The organism is Bacillus sp. ISL-34 (genome assembly GCF_018613325.1).
In the GTDB taxonomy this organism is placed as follows: Bacteria; Bacillota; Bacilli; order Bacillales; family DSM-1321; genus Peribacillus.
In genome coordinates this window covers 135479-156960 of the sequence record NZ_JAGGQJ010000001.1, presented here as the reverse complement: position 1 = coordinate 156960, position 21482 = coordinate 135479, and the positions used below count along the sequence as shown (strand labels likewise).

The 21482-nt window shown below is 40.4% G+C and carries 18 protein-coding genes; 6 read left to right on the top strand and 12 right to left on the bottom strand.

The window, feature by feature from the left end; all coding sequences use genetic code 11:
• Window positions 1–39: 39 nt before the first annotated feature.
• The 3 genes from J7E52_RS00770 to J7E52_RS00760 all read left to right on the top strand — a co-directional run bounded on the left by J7E52_RS00770 (window position 40) and on the right by J7E52_RS00760 (window position 4234).
• Entirely contained in the window at window positions 40–1434 is a 1395-nt protein-coding gene (locus tag J7E52_RS00770) for a cytochrome P450 (RefSeq protein WP_286197321.1), read from the top strand.
• A gap of 881 nt (window positions 1435–2315) precedes the next feature.
• Window positions 2316–2993, top strand: coding sequence for a FadR/GntR family transcriptional regulator (locus J7E52_RS00765; protein ID WP_214743248.1), 678 nt, complete (start codon window positions 2316–2318; stop codon window positions 2991–2993).
• 56 nt (window positions 2994–3049) lie between these two features.
• Window positions 3050–4234 carry a CynX/NimT family MFS transporter gene (locus tag J7E52_RS00760; RefSeq protein ID WP_286197329.1) on the top strand — a complete coding sequence of 395 codons (1185 nt, stop codon included), beginning with the start codon at window positions 3050–3052 and terminating at the stop codon, window positions 4232–4234.
• Window positions 4235–4556: 322 nt separating this feature from the next.
• Here the strand turns inward: J7E52_RS00760 and yhbH are convergent, their stop codons facing one another.
• Window positions 4557–5726, bottom strand: a complete 1170-nt coding sequence (yhbH, locus tag J7E52_RS00755) for a sporulation protein YhbH (RefSeq protein WP_101223356.1) — start codon at window positions 5724–5726, stop codon at window positions 4557–4559.
• A gap of 497 nt (window positions 5727–6223) precedes the next feature.
• Window positions 6224–6403 (bottom strand): hypothetical protein, encoded by a 180-nt coding sequence (locus J7E52_RS00750; RefSeq protein ID WP_063235975.1) that lies wholly within the window; start codon window positions 6401–6403, stop codon window positions 6224–6226.
• Between the two features lie 118 nt (window positions 6404–6521).
• On the opposite strand from J7E52_RS00750, the gene J7E52_RS00745 reads away from it, so the two are divergent.
• Entirely contained in the window at window positions 6522–6731 is a 210-nt protein-coding gene (locus J7E52_RS00745) for a hypothetical protein (RefSeq protein WP_063235974.1), read from the top strand.
• 239 nt (window positions 6732–6970) lie between these two features.
• Here the strand turns inward: J7E52_RS00745 and J7E52_RS00740 are convergent, their stop codons facing one another.
• The 3 genes from J7E52_RS00740 to J7E52_RS00730 form a co-directional block, all read right to left on the bottom strand.
• A complete protein-coding gene (locus J7E52_RS00740; protein ID WP_214743246.1) occupies window positions 6971–8866 on the bottom strand; it encodes a PrkA family serine protein kinase in 1896 nt (631 codons plus the stop codon).
• Between the two features lie 521 nt (window positions 8867–9387).
• Entirely contained in the window at window positions 9388–11022 is a 1635-nt protein-coding gene (locus J7E52_RS00735; protein ID WP_214743245.1) for a glutamate/serine transporter AimA, read from the bottom strand.
• Window positions 11023–11221: 199 nt separating this feature from the next.
• Entirely contained in the window at window positions 11222–12211 is a 990-nt protein-coding gene (locus J7E52_RS00730; protein ID WP_214743269.1) for a glutaminase, read from the bottom strand.
• Between the two features lie 439 nt (window positions 12212–12650).
• Here J7E52_RS00730 and J7E52_RS00725 point away from each other — a divergent pair, with 439 nt between their 5' ends.
• Window positions 12651–13913, top strand: a complete 1263-nt coding sequence (locus J7E52_RS00725; protein ID WP_214743268.1) for a sensor histidine kinase — start codon at window positions 12651–12653, stop codon at window positions 13911–13913.
• A gap of 4 nt (window positions 13914–13917) precedes the next feature.
• Entirely contained in the window at window positions 13918–14865 is a 948-nt protein-coding gene (locus J7E52_RS00720; protein WP_214743244.1) for a response regulator, read from the top strand.
• Between the two features lie 80 nt (window positions 14866–14945).
• Here J7E52_RS00720 and J7E52_RS00715 read toward each other — a convergent pair whose 3' ends face one another.
• From J7E52_RS00715 to J7E52_RS00685, 7 genes are all read right to left on the bottom strand, one after another.
• Window positions 14946–15953, bottom strand: a complete 1008-nt coding sequence (locus tag J7E52_RS00715; protein WP_214743243.1) for a FecCD family ABC transporter permease — start codon at window positions 15951–15953, stop codon at window positions 14946–14948.
• Window positions 15950–16960: a FecCD family ABC transporter permease gene (locus J7E52_RS00710; protein ID WP_214743242.1), complete on the bottom strand. Its 1011-nt coding sequence runs from the start codon at window positions 16958–16960 to the stop codon at window positions 15950–15952. Before J7E52_RS00710 ends, J7E52_RS00715 begins: the two co-directional genes overlap by 4 nt.
• A 66-nt stretch (window positions 16961–17026) precedes the next feature.
• A complete protein-coding gene (locus tag J7E52_RS00705) occupies window positions 17027–17947 on the bottom strand; it encodes an iron-hydroxamate ABC transporter substrate-binding protein (RefSeq protein WP_214743241.1) in 921 nt (306 codons plus the stop codon).
• Window positions 17898–18746: an ABC transporter ATP-binding protein gene (locus J7E52_RS00700; protein ID WP_214743240.1), complete on the bottom strand. Its 849-nt coding sequence runs from the start codon at window positions 18744–18746 to the stop codon at window positions 17898–17900. Before J7E52_RS00700 ends, J7E52_RS00705 begins: the two co-directional genes overlap by 50 nt.
• Window positions 18747–19042: 296 nt before the next feature.
• Complete coding sequence (nfsA, locus tag J7E52_RS00695; RefSeq protein ID WP_214743239.1) at window positions 19043–19792, bottom strand: oxygen-insensitive NADPH nitroreductase; 750 nt, start codon at window positions 19790–19792, stop codon at window positions 19043–19045.
• 81 nt (window positions 19793–19873) lie between these two features.
• Window positions 19874–20362, bottom strand: a complete 489-nt coding sequence (gene trmL, locus J7E52_RS00690) for a tRNA (uridine(34)/cytosine(34)/5-carboxymethylaminomethyluridine(34)-2'-O)-methyltransferase TrmL (RefSeq protein ID WP_063235965.1) — start codon at window positions 20360–20362, stop codon at window positions 19874–19876.
• Between the two features lie 67 nt (window positions 20363–20429).
• Window positions 20430–21287 (bottom strand): amidase domain-containing protein, encoded by an 858-nt coding sequence (locus J7E52_RS00685; RefSeq protein ID WP_214743238.1) that lies wholly within the window; start codon window positions 21285–21287, stop codon window positions 20430–20432.
• Window positions 21288–21482: the final 195 nt, after the last annotated feature.

The following is a 21482-nucleotide window of genomic DNA, read 5'->3' as shown; positions in this document are numbered from 1 at the left end:
ATTACATGTAATTATTTTAAAGAAAGGGGAAAAACCACATTGAGACACGCTGATGATGTCTTCCGGACTTCTCCAAAGGTTCCAAAAGGAAGGCTGATTTCCGGTCATACAAAGGAGTTTCAAGCAGATCCCATTGGCTTTCTTACCCGATTGGCCAAGGAATATGGAGAAGTCGCTAAATTCCGTTTAGGCCCATTCCAAAATGTTTATCACGTTTTAAATCCTGATTTAATAAAACAAATACTCGTAACTAAACAAAAATCCTTCATCAAATCCAAGGACTTCATTATTTTAAAACCGCTTATCGGTGAAGGTCTACTTACAAGCGAAAAAGACTTTCATATGCGACAGAGAAGGCTTATCCAACCCTCTTTCAAAAAGAATCATATTAGCCAATACGCCAAGGATATGATTGATACCACAATGGATTATATATCAACTTGGCAACATGATGATGAACGGATCATAACGAAGGATATGATGGACATCACTCTCGGGATAATCAGCAAGACAATGTTCAGCATGGAATTCAAGGATGGGTATGAAATTGTTGGAAAACCTCTGGAAACTGCTTTAAAAATTACAGTCAAAAGGATGAGAAAGATTTTCCGCTTGCCATTATGGGTACCAACCAAAATCAACCGTGAATATAAAAAGGCAATACAAAGACTTGATAAAGTGATTTACGACATTATTGAAAAACGAAAGAACGACACTGTAAAACATGAAGACATGCTTGGGATCCTGATGGACGCCCGTGATGCCGACGACGGATTAGCTATGACAAGCCATCAAGTACGTGATGAATTAATGACTATTTTCCTTGCCGGTCATGAAACGACTGCAAATGCTCTTTCCTGGGCACTGTACGCAATTTCGAAGCATCCAGAAATTCAAGACAAGCTTTTCAGTGAAGTGAATAGCATAATCGGTCACCGGACACCCAAGCCTGAAGACTTCATGAAATTACCATACACTCAAAATATCATTCATGAAACACTTCGCATGTACCCGCCACTGTATATCTTATCCCGTGATGTGACGGAGGACGTCGTAATAGGAGGATATCTCTTTAAAAAAGGCGATATGATCCTAATAAGTTCTTATGTGATGCAGCATGATTCGGAGTATTTTGTTCAACCGGAATCATTTATTCCTGAGCGATTTGAAAATAACTTTATGAAAAGCCTGCCTGCGTTCGCTTACTTTCCATTTGGCGGAGGGCCGCGAATTTGTATAGGCAATCATTTTGCCATGATGGAAGCGGTGTTTGTCCTGGCCTGCATTGCCCAACGATATAGGATAAAACTTGCACCTGACCATCATGAAGTAACCCCCCTTCCATCCCTTACACTCAGACCCAAGAGTGGACTGCGCATGGTGATAGAAGAAAGAGATGCAGAAGCCTTCGAACCTGGCGCATCCAATTTTTGAAGGATGATCTCATAAACTGGCCAATTCTTTTGGAAAGGAGGGATGAAAAATGTTTATGCTCCATTCACCACGGAAGGGAATTATCCACACTGAATTGCACTATTTAGGGATGGCCTCACAGGTATATACCGGTTATTTGGAATTTCTAAGCGAAATTGAGCCAATACAAGAAACCGAATACCTACAGCCGCCCCCTCTCCCCTTTTTATATGAGAACGGATAGTCTCGTTAGCTTTTCCCGCTTCGTACCTTATATTAAGAAAAACCGACCTTGAAAGGTCGGTTCAGACTGTAGACAAACTCGATGAAAGTCGAATTTGCCTACAGTCTTTTTAGTGCTAGAACAATTTGAACGTCGATTGGAACGTAGGGCACTCGCTTTCCGCGGGCGGTCCGGAAGCCTCCTCGGCGCCTTTGCGCCTGCGGTGTCTCCCTTGCACTCGCTTTTCCCGCAGGAGTATCGTACCTTCCGTTCCAATCAGCTGGAATGTTTTTTAATAACTATAGGCCAACTGGCGTTTCTTTAAATTTGTCTACAGTCTGGCGGTTCCATCAATAAAAATGGTCTCACCACTAACCATGATTGATTTTAAACAAACTTGGGTTACGCCTTTTGGGATGAAACCCTCACTGGATTGAAGAAATTTGCGACACTCCTGCCGAATAACTGGCTAGTCGAGACCCCACAGCCGCTTGCTGTGAGGAGGCTTGGCAGACAGTCGGCGGAAAGGGAGCGGATTTCTGAAATCTACTGCAACTTTTTTACTGAAGAATAAAAGGGAAACAAATTTGGATTTAAAATACTCGTTTGCTCCATTTTCAACATACATATGTTAAAATAACCAATGACCCAATCATCCTACAAATTAGAGGTGTGTATATTGACCATATCTAAAACAAATCGCTTATCACTTGTAGAGCAAGTGGTTTCCCAAATCGAATCGTTAATCGAATCAGGTGAATGGAAAATTGGAAATCAAATTCCCCCTGAAATGGATTTGATCCAACAGTTCGATGTAAGCAGAAATACATTAAGAGAAGCTGTACGATCACTCGTTTATGCAGGTCTTTTAGTAACGAAACAAGGAAAGGGGACATTCGTTAGGTCATCAAGTGCCTTGGGGGCTGCATTTGAAAGAAGGATCCAGCAGTCGAGTTTATTAGAAACGTTAGAGGTCCGTCATGCCCTTGAAAGAGAGGGAGCTCAGTTAGCGGCTTCAAGACGTAATCAAGAAGATATAGAACGATTGCGGTTTCATATAACAGCATGCAGTAAAGCTGCCGAAGCAAAGGATCTCAAGGCTTACGAAGAAGCCGATATACAATTGCATAAATCGATTATGGGTTCATCACATAATGATTTATTGATTGATTTGTACGAACATATGGAGCACTCCCTGCATGAATCCATTCATCAGATAGTGGAGATGAGTTCTGATGTGAACTTTCATTTGAACATTCATTGCAACCTTGTAGATGCCATCATCGAACAAAATGTGAACCGGGCAATCGAAACAGTGAATGAATACATTGCACAATTCAAAAAATCTTTAGAGTAAGTAAGGAGGAGATTATGGGCATTCATCAAGCGGCAAATCAACTAGAACAAACAAAAATGGATATTAAACCTAGAGTTGGACTACTCATCATCGGGATCATTCTTCTTGGGGCAAATCTGAGGGCTCCCTTAACATCGGTTGGCCCGCTTGTCACTTCGATCCGTGATACCTTGGGGATATCCAATACATTATCAGGTTCATTAACGACATTGCCTTTGCTTTCCTTCGCTTTATTATCACCATTTGCCCCTAGGATAGCACGGCGTTTTGGAATGGAGCTTACACTTTTCCTTTCCTTGATATTATTAACAATCGGGATTGGGGTACGCTCAGTTGGCGGAGTGCCGACATTGTTCATAGGGACCATTTTAATCGGGTTAGCCATTGCAATCGGCAATGTATTGTTACCCAGTCTGATTAAGCATAACTTTGCCAGGAATATCGGTTTGATGACAGGAACCTATGCTGTTTCCATGAATTTATGCGGCGCAATAGGTTCCGGGATCAGCATTCCCCTTGCTTCTTCATCGGGATTGGGATGGGCTGGTGCCCTTGGATGTTGGGGAATTTTATCACTCATTACAGTTTTCTTATGGATGCCGCAATTAAGACGGCCATTCAAGTCAGCTAAGGATGTACAAAAGGCACAAAGTGATAAAAAGATTAACTTATGGGGTTCTGGTTTAGCCTGGCAGATAACATTCTTCATGGGATTGCAATCTTTTATTTTCTATACAGTAATTACCTGGATGCCGGAAATCCTGGAGCAAAAAGGCCTGAACGCTGATGAGGCTGGCTGGATGCTATCCATCATGCAGCTTTCCGTCATTCCCATAACATTCCTTGTGCCAATTTTAGCTGGACGCCTACAAAGTCAGCGTCTGTTAGTGGTCCCGCCTGTCGTCTTCCTTATTTCAGGGATATTCGGCATATTATATGGAAGCACTCTCTTCATTCCCGTATGCATGATATTGATCGGGATTGGAGTCGGAACCATATTCAGTTTATCCATGATGTTCTTTAGCCTTCGAACACAAAGCACCCATGAGGCGACGGAATTATCAGGAATGGCTCAATCATTCGGGTACCTCTTAGCTGCCATTGGCCCAGTATTATTCGGGTTGCTTCATGACATTACACACAGCTGGACAGTTCCCTTATTGATGTTGGCCGTAATATCGGCACTTATTTTCTTTGTTGGAATGCGTGCAGGAAATAATGAATATGTAACTACTCAATAAAGCCTGTCATGAAATTTTGTAAAACAACCATACTTATATAAGGGTATGGTTGTTTTTTGTTTTCTTTGGAGTCTGTTCAACTTTATAAATATTGTAAATTTATATATTATATAATTTCAAACGAATGATATAAATATAGTGTGGATATGAAAAGACCGTTGCTTCTGTTGAGCAACGGTCTTTTCAATTGTAATTTGATATCTTATCCCTTACCCTGACTCTGCAAAAAAGAAGATTTGAAAAAAGACGTACAATGTTAATCGCACGCCCTTTAACTTACAATTATTTTGATTTGTAAATTTAACTTTCCACTTTTCACTTTTTATGCATACTTCTTACTTTCCTCGTCTTTAAAAAAGCTCTTCATTGCATGGAAAACGTCTGCCTTTTGCTTAAGAATATAGTACCTGAATTTTTCATTATCGATGTTCTTATAAGCTGTCATCAATGTTGAATGACGATTGTATTGATTGACTTCGCCATATCCGAACATATTGGAAACCTTCATGAGTTCTTCAACAAGCTTAACGCAGCGGACGTTATCGGATGTTAGGTTATCACCATCGGAAAAGTGAAACGGATAGATATTAAACTTCGCGGGGTCATATTTATGATCAATAAGTTCTAATGCTTTTCGGTATACGGACGAACAAATCGTACCGCCGCTTTCCCCTTTTGAAAAGAAATCCTCTTCCGGAACAACTTTCGCTTCTGTATGATGGGCAATAAACTCGATTTCCACCGTTTCATATTTTGTCCGCAAGAAGCGGTTCATCCAAAAGAAAAAGCTTCGGGCCATATATTTTTCCCATAACCCCATGCTTCCGGAAGTATCCATCATTGCCAGTACAACTGCTTTGGAATCAGGTTTCTGAATCTCATTCCAGGTTTTGAATTTAAAATCTTCCTTATAAATGGGATGAAAACCTGGGTCCCCCCTTAATGCGTTCCGTTTGAAAGCCGATATCATCGTTTTCTTTTTGTCGATATTTCCCATTAGGCCTGTCTTGCGAATATCGTTGAATTCGATGTGTTCAAGCGTGTGCTCCGCGTGTTCTTTCTTCTGCAGATTAGGGAGTTCCAATTGGCTGAACAGGGCTTCCTCCAATTCCATCATCGACACTTCGGCTTCATAATAATCCTCGCCGGCCTTGTCACCTGCACCTTGGCCCTTACCGGCCCCGGCATCGGACGGTGAGCCATCCCTCGCGACCACATCACCCACTTTACTGTCTCCATCGCCTTGCCCTACATGTTTGTTTTTATCATAGTTATAACGAATTTTGTATTCATCCAAGGAGCGAATGGGAATCTTGATAACATCCCGGCCATTGGACATCACGATGCTTTCTTCTGAAATTAGATCAGGCAAATTATTCTTAATCGCTTCCTGCACCTTTTCCTGATGACGTTGTTGATCATCATAGCCTTTCCGATGGAGGGACCAATTTTCCTGTGAGATAACATACTGTTGATTACTCTCTTCCGACATTCTCTTCCCCCCTTAAAAATGTTTGCACGCTTTTCATCATTCCTTCATATAATAAATTAGTGTGGGAAAGCCCACATCATTCCGGTTTTCCAATGAAAAATACAGTGCGAAAAAACGGATTAAAAGAAAAGTATTACTCTATCTTATGCAGCGATGCTGGATAATTTACAACAAAATTCAATAATGGACGTTTGCCTACGAACTAGACAAGTCCTGACACGGGCATTAGAGGCCCTATAAAGTTTTTTTTCAATACGTTACTATAAAATAAGTATTTCAGGAAAACGAACAGACCAGATGGTTATCAGGTCTGTTCGTTTTTTAGCAGGTTTATTTTGTCGGATTATAGGTTAACTCAAATGCCGGCGTAATTGATCTGCAAAACAGAGACATTCAAGGACATATCAAAATATAATGAAACACAACAAAAAGGTGCCCCAGTAGTTTTTCTGGACACCCCTTTTACACAGATAGAATGATTCTTGTTGTGATATTAGTCAATCTTTATCTTCCTCAATTTCATGTTGAACTGTACCTGGGCGTTTATCCCACTCTTTCAATTCTTCATTCGTCCTTTGATTTTCCATCTGCTTTCCAAGTTCTTTCATCTCTTCATAGTCCTTAGCCATGGAGCTATTTTCCGGAACATGTTCTTTTTTCAATTCTTCTTTACTCATTTGCCATCACCTCTACTTATTGATACCCAATATTTCCAAATCCAAAACGTAACATATCTAATGGAAATATAGGGTATAGATAAGACATTATGAGCAAATGTAAGGAGGTGCAAGAAGTATGCAAACAACTACCCTTTATGTTAAGGAAGCAACGTCAGAAGGCCCGATTTTAAATCTGGAGTCCATACTTTTGAAAACGGAAGGTGTGGAACGTGCGATCATCGATGTTGATGATGGGGAAATTAAAATCGATCATAGCGAAGACAAACTATCACCGAATCAACTTATTACACTTATTGAACAGTATGGCTTGAATGTAACTAAATAGAAATCAAAAGCACCGGGCTCCCCTCCATTCAGAGGGGACCGGTGCTTTATTGATTTATAATATCTCATGCTTTCTGTAATCACCCTTTAACACCTTCAAAAGATGCATGATTTCAATGGAAATACAGAAGTTGAAAAGGAATTGATTGAATTCCCTCTAATCCACTTATCAAGCATTTTACCTTAGGCAAAAGGAGATAAACCCCTGCCCGATCGGGGGCAGGGGCAAAAAAGTATGGATTACCGATTTAACAAGCTGCCCACATAGCGCAGCAAATCATTGGCTGAAGTGGAATTATAACCGTGCTCATCGATAAGTCTCGTGATGACCTCGTTCACTTTCTTCAGTTGCCTTTCGTCTGGTGTCTTCGTTGAAGTAGTGATCTTAACGACATCCTTCAAATCCGCGAATAGTTTTTTCTGGATCGCTTCCCGTAAACGATCATGGGAATTATAATCGAATCGCTTACCTTTACGCGCATATGCAGAAATGCGAATCAATATTTCTTCACGGAATGCTTTTTTTGCATTCTCGGAAATTCCAATTTGCTCTTCAATCGAGCGCATCAATTTTTCATCAGGGTTGATTTCTTCCCCAGTCAATGGATCGCGCAGCCTCGATTTATTGCAGTATGCTTCGACATTATCCAGATAGTTATCCATGAGGATCTTCGCCGACTCTTCATATGAATAAACAAATGCCTTTTGCACTTCATTTTTTGCAATGGCATCGTATTCTTTACGTGCCAGTGAAATGAAATTCAAATACCTCTCCCGAAGTTCGTTCGTAATGGACGGATGCTGGTCAAGACCAGCTTTTAATGACATAAGTACATCCAATGCATTAATGGACGGATTTTCCTTACGAATGATCGTAGAGGAAATTCGGTTAATCACATAACGCGGATCGATTCCGCTCATGCCTTCGTCCTGATATTCTTTTTTCAATTCATTGATGTCTGCGGAATTGAATCCTTCGACATTTTCCCCATCATAAAGCCTCATCTTTTTCAATAAATCGATATCGCCCTTTTTGGGATCCTTCAGGCGGGTCATGATGCTGAAGATTGCCGCCACCCTTAATGTATGCGGGGCTATATGAACATCCGAGACATCACTTTCACGGATCATTTTTTCATAAATCTTTTCTTCCTCGGTAACCTTCAGATTATATGGTATCGGCATGACAATGATACGGGAATGCAATGCTTCATTTTTCTTGTTGGAAATGAACGCTTTATACTCCGTTTCATTCGTATGAGCCACAATGAGTTCATCTGCACTGATCAATGCAAAACGGCCTGCTTTAAAATTCCCTTCTTGTGTCAATGATAGCAAATGCCATAAGAACTTCTCATCACATTTCAGCATCTCCTGGAACTCCATCATCCCGCGGTTCGCCTTGTTCAGCTCGCCATCAAAACGGTAGGCACGCGGATCTGATTCAGATCCGTATTCGGCAATGGTCGAAAAATCGATGCTGCCCGTCAAATCAGCAATATCCTGTGATTTAGGGTCAGAAGGACTGAATGTTCCAATTCCAACACGCTTATCCTCCGAAAGGAAAATACGCTCGACCATCACATCTTCAATCCTGCTTCCATACTCTTGTTCTAACCTCATTACATTCAGCGGCGATAGGTTTCCTTCAATCCTGATGCCATATTCTTCATAAAAATCATCCCGTAAATACTGCGGAATGAGATGCAGTGGATCTTCATGCATCGGGCATCCTTTTATTGCATAAATGGCACCAGAGTCTTTTAACGAATAATTTTCAAGTCCACGCTTCAGTAAAGAAACGAGTGTGGACTTCCCACCTGAGACCGGACCCATGAGAAGCAATATCCGCTTACGGACATCCAGCCGCTTTGCCGCCGGATGGAAATATTCCTCGATGAGCCTTTCCAGTGAATCCTCAAGGCCAAACAACTGACCGCTGAAAAAATTGTATTTCTTTGTCCCATTTACTTCCTCTATCCCTGCATCTCTGATCATGTTGTATACACGTGAATGAGCAGATTGAGCAACTAAAGGCGTTTCTTTCAATATTTCTAAGTACTCTGCGAAGGTGCCTTCCCACTTCAGCTTCTGTTCATCTTCTCTAAATTTTTCGATTTTCTTTAAAATATCCATTAAGGAACCTCCCCCTGTCACTTTCAGAGAATACTTAAATCTATGCTCCAAGTCTGACAAACATGTCAGACTTTAAAAAGTCGCCGGGCATTGTTTCGAATCCCCCTTGACTCTCCATGTATCGGAGAAGGCTTTATCATTGAAGAATTGATGACAATCATGCTTACAAGAAAAAATTGTGTGCACTCCTGCTAAAAATTAGGGTATACTAAGCCTATACTTAAGTGGGACAATATGGGTAAAGGGAGGTCACAGCATGGGCACAGTTATTATCGTTGGAGTTGCTATTACATTTATAGCCGCTATCTTCACTGCCGGGTATGACGATAAACCAGGTGTGAAATAAAAAAATAACAGCCTTTCTTAAATTCCAAAAAGGGGACAGCAAATTAAATATGCCGTCCCCTTTTTAGCGTCCTCATCAATATAAATAGAAAGAAGCACTTTCGAAGTCATTCAACGAATGTAATAGCTTAATCATGCTTATTGGAGCATGCCACTCAATTAAGTGGCTTCATCATTTATACAGCGTTCTTTTTATCAGTTTGAGCTACGATGTTGTTCTCCATCGATCTCAAGTCGTCATTTACTTTTCGGCCTTGTTCCAAATATTCTGTTTGGAATCCACTCTTTATTGCCCAACTATAAAACCCTAGAGATAAACATGTAATGATGGCCATATCCCAACCAAATGGGATTATGTTTAGTCCACCAAACTTTTCACTGCCTAAATATGAAATGGTCATCATACAAAGTAAGTAAACAACCATCCAAAGCCCTGCCGAGAAGTTTTGACGGAAGCCCTTCCATTTTATTTTTGATTGATAATAGAAATAAACGGGAAGACCAATCAAAATGATAAGTAATACTTGTCCTGTCAGTGGCCATCTTGCCCAATATAGAACCAAGGAAGCAAAAACAAAGCCCAGTGGTGCAATGATGCTTAATCCTTTTAAACGTAATGGTCTATACAAGTTCTGACCCGTGCGCCTTAATGTCATAACAGTAACTGGACCTGTAATATAAGAGACTAAAGTCGCAACCGAAATAACCTCTGCCAATACGCCCCAGCCTCTAAACATGAATAAAAATAAGAAAGAAACACCTAGATTTAAAAACATGGCCTGCCGCGGAATACCATAAAGTGGATGAAGTTTTCCAAATACGCTTGGTAAATATTTATTCTTTTCCATTCCATAAAGCATCCGTGACGTTGTCGCCGTGTATGTTATTCCTGTGCCGGAAGGAGAAATAAAAGCATCCACATATAGTAAAATAACTAACCAGTTTATGCCTAAAACAATTGCTAAGTCAGCAAACGGTGAATTGAAATTCAAATGTTGCCATCCGTTCACGATCATGGACGGATCCACGGCTCCAATAAACGCAACCTGTAATAAAACGTAGATAACCGTTGCAATTAAAATAGAGCCAATTACTGCAATTGGGATCGAACGTCCAGGATTCTTTGCCTCACCTGCCATATTAATCGGACTTTGAAATCCGTTAAATGCAAAGATGATACCAGAAGTTGCTACAGCAGTAAGTACACTTGCCCAACCATTAGGAGCGATACTACCTGCAGAGGTAAAATTGGATCCATGAAACCCGGCAAATAAAAGTGAGCCGATCGTAAGTCCAGGTATAATAACCTTAAAGACTGTAATAAATGAATTTGCTTTTGAAAACAAACTAACTGTCCAGTAATTTAATAAAAAGTAGACGATCAGTAATGCAGAGGCAATTGCCAAGCCTCCCCCAGTAAGGCTCCCATTTTCCACTAAACCATGTGTCCACCGTGCCCATTCCCATGGCCATGAGCTCATATATTGAACAGAAGCAATCGCTTCGACTGGAATTACGGAAACAATTGCAATCCAGTTTGCCCAACCTGCAAGAAACCCTATAAACGAGCCATGAGAGTATTGCGTGTATTTTACCATCCCCCCAGCTTCAGGAAACATAGCCCCTAATTCACTGTAGGATAGTGCGATAAATAAAATAACAACCATCCCGATAATCCAAGAGATAATGGCAGCCGGTCCTGCGATTTGTGCCGCTCTCCAAGCTCCGAATAACCAACCTGAGCCAATAATTGACCCGAGTCCTACCATCGTTAACGAAAACGTTCCCATCTTTCGCTGCAAATTATTCATATGTTCATCACCATGCTTTCCAAAATTCATTATTTAATGACGTTCTTATCCGATTTATGAATTGTTTCAAATACGTCCAATAGAATTTTAAAGTGATTGCTGCATTGCATCACCTCTTGCTAAAGTTTAGGAAATTGATAAGAAGTATATATGGATGTCCCTTATATTGCTTTTTTATATGAACAAATTTTCTCTGCTTTTAGAAGATGCTTAGATCCCATTCCTGTGCCATTTGTTTCAACAACATGCCACCTGTTACGCTATTCCCATATTCATCAATGGCAGGTCCGTATATCCCAATGCCACATCCATCTTTAAAAGGAAGCCCGCTTCTGGCACTTGGAGGAACAAGCGCCATGATTCCGCCAGATACCCCGCTTTTGGCAGGCACCCCTACAAAAGCCGCAAATTTACCCGAAGCATTGTACATACCACAAGTAAGCATTAATGCTTTGGCCAGCTTAGCCACTTTTTTAGGGAGTACTTGTTCTTTACGGATGGGATGGTATCCATCTTGTGCAAGAATCAGCCCAAGCAGGGCTATGTCTTCCGTGGTTACTTCTATGGAACATTGTTTGAGGTAAACCTCCAAAGCTTCCTCTACATCCGATTCTAAATAATTCGTCTCTTTTAAATAGTGAGCCAAAGCTCTATTTCTATGAGAGGTTTGCCATTCAGATTGATACACTGCCTCATTGATGGCCGGGCGCTTCCCTAACAAATTTTCAAATAATGCATAGAGAAATTCCAATTTCTTTTGTGAAGAATCACCTGGGAGAAGCGAAGCTATGGTAATCGCCCCAGCATTTATCATAGGATTAAACGGCTTTCCCGGCTTATGCATTTCTAAACGGATAATTGAATTGAAAGCATCCCCAGTTGGTTCTACATCGACCCTCTCTAACACATAAGAAATGCCGCAACCCAAGCATGCGGCTATAAAGCTGAGCACTTTTGAAATACTTTGCAGCGTGAATGGGACTTCCCAATCCCCTGACTTGATCATTGTTCCACCAGGCTCCAGTATGCAAATACCTAATTGCGATAAGTGTGCATTCCTCAATGCCGGTATATAATTGGCGGTTTGCCCTTCAGTAGCATAGGGTCTGTAATGTGCCACCCATTCATCTAAGTCGGCTTGCTTTTGACTATTAACGCGAATGTCATACTCTTTTGACAATTCTTCAATCACATTCTTCCACCTCTTCAGTTGTTGTATCATTATATTTTCAATATGAGCGTTTTACCGAATGCCATCATGCTTACTTGTAATAGATTCGATGAAAAACATAATGAATATTCTAAAAATTATTAAGCGCTTTCAAAAATTTCTATCTACCGTTAATTTTAAATTGGGAACTACATAATCATACGAAAACCTACAAAATCTAAAAAATAAAAATCCACTAAAAAAACGGAAACATCTCACACGTTTCCGTTACCATTTTTTGTGGATAGAAAAACAGATTGGTTTTGCCATAATTGGTTATAAGCCCGTTCCATTCAAGAACAAAGTAAGCGTTGTATTGAGGCCGATGAAACTGTATACTGATTTTTTAAACAAATTGGGAGGTGACGACTTGAATCTCAGTACGTTAATGAAAAAAGAGGTCAATATCCTTGCTTTGATGTTGTTAACAGTGCCGTTAGCAGGCGAATTGAGTTTTTATCCTTTAAATGAAACGTTTCGGGTAAGTTTTGGTCCGCCTGTACTTTTCTTCTTTTTACTATTACTACAGAAAACGCCTGCCATTCTTTCGGGCTTCCTGACAGGAACAATGGTTGTGGCATTTCGTATTTTAATAGATTTTTTCATGCATGATAGTTTTTCTTGGGCTTCCGCTTTCCAAGTTCATTATCCTAGTTTTTTCTTTTATTTCACCTACTGCTTTCTTTTTTATTTAGTGAAAATAAATCGCTTTCAAAACCGCTCTTTGATTATTGGATTTATTGGTCTCATTATCGAAATATTGTCCGACTCTGTAGAATTAATCTTTCAATATATTGTATTAGAAACAACCATTACATTAGGTTCACTAAACGAGATGATCATGATCGCATTCGCCCACAGTTTTATCGTTTTAAGCTTTTTTAATATGATGAAGCTATATGAAGCACAATCAAGGGAACGACAAATCAGAAAACAAAATGAACATATGCTGATGCTCATTTCCAACTTATACGAGGAAACGATTCATTTAAAAAAAACATTAAAAAATGCAGAGAATATTACTAAGAAATCGTATGATTTGTATCGAGATTTAAAGGCACTGGAAAAACAGGGAGAGCAACTTCATGTTATTACAGAGCCATATAGTCAAAAAGCATTGCGCATTGCGGGTGAAATGCATGAAGTCAAGAAAGATAATCAACGAATTTTTGCCGGTCTCTCCAAATTGATTTCCAATGAGAGTTTTAAAGATTATATGAATGCTGCTGAACTTTTTCATTTAATTATCCGAATTAATGAAAAATATGCCTTATCACTAGGAAAGGATATTCAATTTGAATACTCATTGGATGGAAAAAACGATTCACATTATCATGTATATACCGTGTTATCTCTTTTCAATAATTTAGTCGCTAATGCAGTGGAAGCAATTAAAGAAAAGGGAATCATCCGTTTAAGTTTGTGTGAAATTCGCGACAATGTAGAATTTAAAGTAGCTGATACTGGACCTGGAATTCCTCAAAAATATCAGACTGTCATATTCAAACCTGGATTCACTTCAAAATATGACCTTTTCGGGACACCTTCAACAGGGATTGGTCTCTCATATGTAAAAGAGGTCGTAAAAGAACTGGGAGGCGATATCCTGTTTGAAAATAGTTTTAACGGTGCCGTTTTTTCAATAAAATTACCCATTCATAAGTTGATCCAGAAAGGATGATTCCATGCGTTTTTTTATAACAGATGATGATTGTGCCATACGTTCAAACTTAAGCCAAATTATAGAGAACGAAGATTTAGGTGAAGTGGTGGAGGAAGCCGAGGATGGAAGTCTATTAGAAGGACATATTTTGAATTTAAAACAAATTGATATATTATTCATTGATTTATTAATGCCCATCCGGGATGGCATTGAGACACTTCGTCATATAAAAAGTACATTTAACGGGAAAATAATTATGATTTCGCAGGTTGAATCAAAGGAGCTTATTGGTGAGGCATACTCACTTGGAATCGATTATTATATTACTAAACCAATCAATCGTATTGAAATATTAACAGTCATCCGAAAAGTTATGGAACGGATTCATTTAGAAAGATCGATCACAAATATCCAAGCCTCTTTAAATGGTGTAATGAATTTTGAACAGCCAAAAGTTGATAAATCCAATAGTTCTAATGAAAAAAGCATAAGGGAGGTAGGTGAATTCCTACTATCGGAATTAGGGATCGTTGGAGAAAATGGTGCAAAGGATTTAATGGAAATGCTTCAATATTTATTTATGTATGAAAGGACTTTTACTTTTGGGAAGCATTTCCCGACCCTTAAAGATATCTTTGTAGAAATCACCAAAAAAAAGCTCGGCACAGCAGCTTTGCAGGTTGATATCAATCGGGAAATAAAAGCTGCCGAACAGCGAATACGCAGAACGATTAACCATTCGTTAAATCATTTTGCTTCGCTCGGTTTAACGGATTTTTCAAATCCGAAGTTTGAAAATTACGCTTCCAAATTTTTTGATTTCACAGTCGTCCGCCAAAAGATGAAAGAACTGCAAAATGATTCAACAATAGTTCTTACACCTACCCGGGTAAATACAAAAAAGTTCATTCAAGTATTTTATTTCGAAGCGAAACGATTGAATCCTGATGAAATAATTAGATATAGATAATCACTATTAAAACAAAAAACTACGGAAGCACTCAAAAAACATAAAACCCCCTGAAAGATTTCGGGGGTTTTAGCAAGTTCTTATTTTTTCAACAATAAATACATGAAATAAGGAGCACCGATCAATGCAACCATGATACCCGCAGGAATCCCCTCGGGTTCAATTATATTACGGCCGATCGTATCGGCAAGCAACAATAGCCATCCACCGATTAAAATGGCAACTGGAATGAATAGTTGATTTCGAGGTCCTACCAGGGATTTTGCTATATGCGGGGCCATGAGTCCAATGAATGCAATTCCGCCTGTAACAGAAACGGCAGCCGCGGCCAACGCAACAGCCGTGATTAGCAATACGATCCGCTCCTTTTCAATCGATACACCCACCCCAATTGCGACCGGTTCACTTAAACCAAGCAGATTCAAACGATTTGCTTTATATAAAGTGAATGGAATGAGGATGACCAACCATGGAAGAATTGCCCAAATGAAAGGCCAATCCGTGCCCCATATATTTCCCGCCAACCATTTTGCGATGAAATCGACCTTTGCTCGTTCCGCTGATGAAATGAGGACAATCATCAGGCCTGAAAGCGCCATTGAAAAACCAACGCCGATCAACACTAACCGAACGGGTTCAAGGCCACTCCTTCTCTTGAATGAGAGGATATATATTAAACAGGCCGTCAGTAACGCTCCGATAAAACCGACAAGCGGAACCATATAAACAAACGAACCAGCGTCAAGCGGGAAAAACAGAAAGAAAGCGGCAATGGCAACACCTGCTCCTGAGTTGATCCCGATGATTCCGGGATCGGCTAAATCATTACGTGTGATCCCTTGTAGAATGGCTCCTGACAGTGCAAGGGCCATGCCTGCCAAAAGGGTGATGACGATTCGTGGCAATCGGACGGAAAATAAAATGAACTCCTCTTTAAACGTCCCTTGCCCGAAAAGCGTTGGAATCAGTCGCCCTAAAGAAAGATTGGAATATCCCGAACACGTCCCTATAATAATCGTAATGATGGTGAGTGCAGTTAATGCACCTAGTATCCATCGCTGTTTTTTGAATAAAGCTGACTGGATCATGAAAATGCTTTACCTCCTTTACGCACGATTAGGAGGAAGAAAGGTAAACCTATCATCGCAACAACCGCTACCACAGGTGTTTCATATGGAGAATTGATGGTACGGCCGATCGTATCGGCAAGCAGCATGAAAGTGGCTCCCAAAACCGCAGACATAGGGAGGATGAATCGATAATCCGTACCCACGATAGCCCGAACAATATGGGGGACCATTAACCCGATGAACACCATATTTCCAACAAGCGCAACGGCAGCGCCTGCCAGGAGAATGATGACTACGAAGAGAACCGCCTTTATTTGTGTTGTCTTTTGCCCTAAGCCTACCGCCACTTCTTCACTCAAGCTAAGTATTGTAAGCTGTCTGGAAAAGAAAAGGGAGATCAGGATGCCTATTAAAATGAACGGGACGATTACACGAAGCTGCTCCCATGAAGTTCCGATATTCCCGCCAGCTGTCCACATCGATACATCTTTAGATACCTTGAAATAAATGCCGACCCCTTGCGAAACGGCAAATAGGAATGCAGAGACTGCAGCACCAGCCAATACGATTCGCAAAGGTGAAAATCCACCCTTTTTCATCGCTCCGATTCCGAAAACCATGGTTGCCCCCACAGCGGAACCTATAAAACACGCAATCATGATCCCTAAATTATTAGCATTTGGAATAAATGCCAAAGTAATGGCGAGACCTGCATTGGCTCCTGCCGTCAATCCAAGCAAACCCGGATCGGCAAGTGGATTCCTGGTCATTCCCTGCATGATGGCACCAGAAACGGCAAGCGCTGCACCCACAAAGATTGCCCCCACTTCACGGGGGAAACGGATTTCCCGGATGATTGAAAGCTTTTCACCGGCAGCATTTGATGTCAGTGCTTGCCAGACATCTTTTACAGTAACATCCGCCGCACCAAATGCCATTGAAATAATGAACATGCCTATGAATACAGCAATCCCTATGATCAGTTTATATATAAATGGGATGAAACGTTGATTTTCATTAGTCATCTGTCTCTCTCATCTCTTTTTTATAGAATAAAAGGAGAGGAATTGGTATCCCTCTCCCTCGCTGTATTATTTTCCAAGAAAACTTTTGGAAAAGAAATCTAATTGGTAATCTAATGTTATTGGATCATTGAAGTAGAATTCTTTCGCATTCACTTCAAATAGTTTATTGTTTTTAACAGCAGGAATGTTTTTATACGTATCAGTTTGTTGGAATGAATTGTCCTCGTCTTTATTGTTACTCAAAATCACATAATCACCAGCATAGTCTGCCAGGACTTCTAAAGATAGAGCAAAGTAACCATCTTTCAACGCTGCTTCTTTTACTTTTTCAGGCATGGCCAACTTCATTTCTTGATAAAGGATTTCCGTTCCACGACCCCAATTATCGCCAAATACATAGAACTGTTTGTCAAACTTTTCGAATACGGAAACGGTTGTATCTTCACCGATTTTGGCTTTAATGTCTTCACCGGTTGTTTTTGCCCGTTTTTTGAAATCATCCACCCATGCTTGGGCTTCTTTTTCTTTATTCAAAAGCTTACCAATTTCTACATGCTGTGTTAAATAGTCGACTTTTCCGTATGTATACGTTACGGTTGGAGCAATTTCACTTAATTTATCAACATTTTTAATCGTTGATAAACCAATGATTAAATCCGGATCCAACTCGATGATCTTTTCCAGATCTTCGTCCGTCACTTCTTCGACATCTTTTAATTCTTTAAAGTTCGGGTTCATTTTAGACCATGAATCGACACCTACAAGGTTAACATCCAAAGCCATTACGTTACCTGCAAAAGTAGATAGTACTAAAACACGCTGGGGATCTGCCGGAACTTCAACAGGACCATTTTCAGATTGATATGTGATGGTACCTGATTTTTCCTTTTTGGAAGCGGAGCCTTTTTCTTTTTCGGCTGACTCGTTACCACAAGCGCTAATAATTAACACTAACAGCAGTATAAACGGGATCATTATCTTTTTCATTTGTTGTCAAATCTCCTTTTAATAAATTGTAGGTGCTGCACATTGGTTTGTTCGTTCGTTGATCTCGTCCGATTACCGCATCAATATGGAATACTTCCTTTAGCACTTCATGAGTGATGACTTCTTCACAATCTCCCGCTTTGACTATTTCCCCGTCCTTTAAGGCAATGATATAGTCGGCAAAGCGAGCAGCTTGGTTTAAGTCATGAAGAACCATGACGATAGTACGTCCCTGTTCTACATTCAGCCTCTGTAATAATTCCAGAACCTCCAGTTGATGCGCCATATCCAAATAAGTGGTCGGCTCATCAAGGAAGATGATTTCCGTTTCCTGGGCAAGGGCCATCGCAATCCAAACACGCTGGCGCTGACCTCCTGAAAGAGCATCCACCGGACGGAACTTAAAGTCTTTCGTTCCGGTCACTTCAAGTGCCCAATCAATCACATCATAGTCTTTTTGGGTCAGGCGCCCAAAACCTTTTTGATAGGGAAAGCGCCCATATGATACGAGCTCCCCAACTGTCAATCCGCTTGCACTCTCGGGTGTCTGTGGAAGTATGGCCATTTTTCTTGCAAGGATCTTAGTGCTTTCTTTTGAGATATTCACCCCATCTAAAACAACCGTACCTGATTGATTTGGAATGATTCTGGTGATTGCTTTCAAAAGTGTGGATTTCCCACATCCATTTGAACCGATGATCGTCGTGATTTTTTTATCTGGAATTTCCACACTGAGATCTTTTACAATTAAACGTTCACCATAACCAATATTTAAATCCTCTGTATATAGGCGAACCATTTTTTAACCTCCATTTATTGAAAAATAGGTAAGTAAGAACTCAAATGAAAATGATTATCATTATCCATTACTTAATTAATATAATTCTATCTATATATATTGTCAATGGTAATTTCATGGGTATATAAGAAGAAATTCCGCTAGGTTTTTTGAGCCGAACCGTAATTTAACTGACAAATGAAAGCAGTAAAGATCCCGGAAATGTTTCCGGGATCTTTACTGCTTGGTCCCTACTCAGGCCTTTGGAATATGTCCCTTATGGGAAGGGCAAGAATTTTCCTAATAAGCCATTTTCATCAATGTTTTTTAAATCCTTGCTTCTCGACATAATCTTTCATGTACAACCTGCTTTTCTTTCCAAGCATTCCAGCCATTTGCTCGGTCCAGGTGTCTTTTCGTTTACCTTTAGTCCGACGCTCGTAATAACTGGAAATCGTTTCATTATACTCTTCAAGTTGTCCGATGAACTCTTGCTTATCCTCCTGATATCCATTTTCATGATAGATATTGGACAGCGGCAAACGCGGCTTTTTATCCGAACGGTTTTTCGGATATCCGACCACTAAAGCAAATAATGGTATGACACGATGCGGTATATTCAAAATCGCTGACACTTTCGGGAGATTATTGCGGATCCCTCCTATATAGCAAATGCCAAGATCCATCGATTCTGCTGCCAGTGCTGCATTTTGGGCCGCAAGAGCAGCATCAATACAGGCAACCATGAATTTCTCCGTACTTTCAATCGATTCGGACAGGTCCGTGTTTTCCATTTCGGAAACCATATCCTGACGATATAAATCGGCGCAAAAGACGAATAGATGTCCATTCTTCTCTACATATGACTGTGGTCCGGCAAGTTCAGCAAGCTTGGCCTTCTTTTCCGGATCGGTTACCCCTATGATTGAATACGCTTGAATATAACTTGAAGTCGATGCAGATTGGGCACATTCCACAATCGTATTGATTTGCTCCTCAGACAATAACTTGTCCTCAAAAGAACGAACCGAACGGTGATCTAAAATCTTCTCAATAATGTTATTCAATGCTCCCACCCCTAATGAATATGTAAAGTATCCATCATCGGGGCTGCAATACCCCCGATGACAGTATGACATTGATGAAACTCAACCTTTTGTTTTCAAATCCAATTCACGGTAATTTTGCTGTCTAAGTGCTTCATAAACCAAGATGGCAGCCGTGTTCGACAGATTAAGGGAACGTACTTTATCCGTCATTGGAATCCTTAGGCACCGATCCATATTTTCTTGGATCAGCTCTTTCGGAAGACCCGTCGTTTCACGGCCAAAAATGAAGAATATCTCACTGTCTTGATCACTGTAATCGAAGCTGGAATGCGGCTGCTCCCCGAATTTCGTCAAGTAATAAAATTCACCGCCGGCATTTCTTTCATAAAACTCTTCTAACGAATCATAATAATGGATCTTTACATTCTCCCAGTAATCGAGCCCGGCCCGTTTGAGCTGTTTGTCATCCGTAGAGAAACCGAGCGGGCGAATGAGATGTAAAGACGTATCCGTCCCTGCACACGTTCTTGCGATATTTCCTGTATTTGCTGGAATCTGTGGTTGATATAAAACTACATGTATTGACACTTCATTTTCACCTCTAGTTTGAACTTCACCTTAATTATAGCATTAAACAAAAAAGACTAAAAACCAATCACCCTCCATCCAAAATCACAAAGAATTTATAAACGATGTTCGGTGTGTATCTGGTTGAGTCCTCATATGTCCAATACCGGTGACGGCTGTTCATCGTATGTGCATTCACTAGCGGCATCCCGTCCTGATCCTTTGCCGTTACGATCAAGTTATGATCAAACCGTCCGTCCCCTTCGAAATCTATGCAGAGGATATCACCCAAATTCAATTCCTTGGCCGACTCGACCTGCTTTGTCCTGATGGCATTTCCGGCTTTAAGCAGATGATATAAAGAATGGGCCGTCGTCCATGAATAGCTCCAGCTTTTCCCTCTTATCCACCAGCCCTTACTTTTGTTTGGCGCCCCCCACATCGGTATTCCTCCCGCATGTAAACATTGTGAAATGTAATTCGTACAATCATCAGTGAATTTATAATAAGCCGGATTGAATTCGTTCCACCAACGCTCGGCATATTGGACGGCCTTCATTCGATCATACTTATATGCGAGACGATCTGCGCCTGGATCACATTTTGGCGGTGCCTCTTCGGTGTCAAAGCTGGGAAACAGCTCACGTTCATCCACTATATATCCATTTCGAAACCGTGCCTCCCTTTCTTCCATTTCTTCTTCTATATAAAATGAATCCTCCTGTTTCAATAAATATTGCAGGTGCACATGATATGTCAGGACTGTATCATTGTCTTCCTTTCTTTTCGAATGTACCTTGCCTGCCGCATTCACCCGAACAATTTCCGCAGCACGGTTCCTCATCATTTCCTTCTTCAAATGTAACTTCCTTTCACCCCGTTCCAGATCATCGGAAGTATAAAACTCCACTCTTTCTTGTAAAAGGCGTTGCAATTGTTCCCTCAAGTTCATGCCCTCCTTCTTACCATCTATGCTAATGTGTATGTATGAGGGCATGGACAAAAACACAACTTCATAAAATGTGGGATTTTCAATCCTATAAATATAATGAAACGTTTAAAAAGGTTTCCTTGAAGGTAACGGAATATTTCAAGCAAAAAAAGCCGCCCCGTTAATATTTAGCGGGGCGGCTGCATTTTA